Here is a 2,320-nt window from a genome sequence, read left to right as displayed (position 1 = left end):
GCATAGCGAAAAATGCGCTCTTTCAAGGCTTGGTTTTGTGTGAATTGAAATGTTCCGCGCTTTGCAGTTGGACCGAATACTATCTGCCAATTGTTCAAGAATGTTGGAGGAACGTGTTGTGCGATCCGCCAAGCGACCACAGCGGTCAAAGCGTGTTCGATATGCCAACATCGCTGATGAGCCCAATTGATGTCGAATACCTTGAACAGGTGTCCCTCTCGTCGCACACGTCTTTCCGTACCCAACGGACTTTGAAAAACTGTTACTTCCTCCCGATATTTCAGATTTTTGATAATGGAGAGCATTTATACCTCGCTTGCTCTCCCCCAAAAAATTTGTTAGGTTCATCGCCTTCTTAGCGATTTTTATGCAAATTGCACGGTCGAGGATGTTGCGAACTTGGTCGAGGATAATCGAACAACTATTTGATTTTTGGGGATTTTTATAAAAAGAAAGAGATAAAAGATACATTATGCGCATTAACTTTAATATTGATAAAGAGATCAGTCCCAGAAAACCGTTAGTACCACCACCTTATAGTGTTCCCTCAGACATCCTCAATAAGGTTCTAAAGCAGTCTTCCAATACTCTTTTAAATCTCCAACACCCCGACGGTTACTGGTGGTTTACTTTGGAGGCCAATGAAACCATTGGGGCTGAGTTTATTCTGCTCATGCATTTTTTAGGTGAGATTGATCCTGCTATTCAAACGGGTGTGATAAATCGAATCCTTCAAGTACAACGTGAAGATGGAAGCTGGGGACTTTATCACACAGCCCCGGGTGATCTCAGCGCAACGGTTGAGTGTTACTTTAGCCTTCGGCTCGCCGGATTTTCACCGGATGCAGAACCCCTTCAAAAGGCAAAAAAATTCATTCTGGAAAATGGCGGGCTCACGGAAGTCCGAGTTTTTACCCGCATTCACTTGGCACTTTTTGGTCTGATTCCGTGGGAACTTTGCCCGATCATGCCGCCGGAAATGATACTTCTTCCTCCTTGGGCTCCGGTCAACATCTACCATTTTTCAAGCTGGGCCAGAGCTTCCATCGTCCCTCTGCTCGTCATTTTAAATAAAAAACCGGTTGTAAAACTGAACGGAATTAATCTGGAAGAACTTTATAAAGAGCCCCCAGATCAAAGAAAATGGGCGCCGAGCCGAAAAACAAGTCCCCTTTCCATTGAACGTCTTTTTTTGGTCATTGATAAAGGTCTGAAATATCTCGACCGTGTCCCTTTCAAACCGTGGCGGCCCTATACCTTTGAAAAAGCCATCGACTGGGTTTGGGAACATATGCAAAAAACCGAGGACATCTACCCTGCCCTAGCCTATGGCGCCATGGCTTTCAAAGCTTTTGGACTTCCCAATGACTCCATCCAAATCCAAACAGCCCTCAAAGCCCTGAAAAGTTTTCAACAAAAATATGACGGCGACTCCCCGCCAGCACTTCCATTTTTCAACGAAGAGGTCCCTAGTCCATGGTCCACGGTCCATGGTCCTTCTTCCATCATTCACCAACAATGTTGCATCTCTCCCGTCTGGGATACCCCATGGGCTTTGGTTGCGCTTCTTGAAACGGATCTTATCAAACCTCATGACAAAAGATTGTTGAAGGCGGGACGCTGGCTTCTTTCCAAAGAGGTCACGAATCCAAATGGAGACTGGCGGTTTAAAAATCCGGACGGCATTGCGGGCGGTTGGTCTTTTGAATTCAAAAACGAATATTTTCCCGATGTCGATGACACCATAGAAGTTTTGACAACTCTCCAAACTCTTCCCATTCCGGAAGAAGAAAAGAAACCGGCCATGGATCGCGGACTGGCTTGGTTGTTGTCAATGCAAAATGATGACGGCGGTTGGGGAGCCTTCGATAAAAATAATGATCTCGATTTACTAAACAAAATCCCCTTCTCCGATCACGGGGCCTGTCTTGACCCTTCTACTCCTGACATTACGGGCAGAGCCATCGAGCTCCTGATGAAACTGGGGACGTCTCCCGGAGGGATGTCTCCCAACGAAAAAATCCTCAAAAAAGCGATTCGCTTTTTGAAAAAGTCACAGGAACACTTTGGGGGTTGGTACGGACGTTGGGGAGTTAATTATATTTATGGAACATGGACGGTGTTGACGGCGCTTGAGACTTTGGGAAAAGAAAATCCGCTTGTCAAAGAATCCCGCAAAGCCTGTCAGTGGCTCAAGAGTATTCAGAATGAAGATGGAGGTTTTAGCGAATCACCCGAAAGCTACGTCAAAAAGAAATTTCTTCCCTACCCTGAAAGTGTCCCCTCCCAAACGGCTTGGGCGGTGATGGGTCTTGTGGCG

The 2,320-nt window shown here is 46.0% G+C and carries 1 protein-coding gene; it reads left to right on the top strand.

What is annotated here, in order from left to right:
* Window positions 1-472: 472 nt before the first annotated feature.
* Window positions 473-2,320 (top strand): squalene--hopene cyclase (locus HY877_06620; GenBank protein ID MBI5299943.1); only part of this gene is annotated, 1,848 nt, incomplete at its 3' end.

The organism is Deltaproteobacteria bacterium (assembly GCA_016213065.1).
GTDB lineage: Bacteria > UBA10199 > UBA10199 > SPLOWO2-01-44-7 > SPLOWO2-01-44-7 > JACRBV01.
Note: the sequence above shows the minus strand (reverse complement) of the source record. Positions and strands in the feature narration are given on the sequence as shown.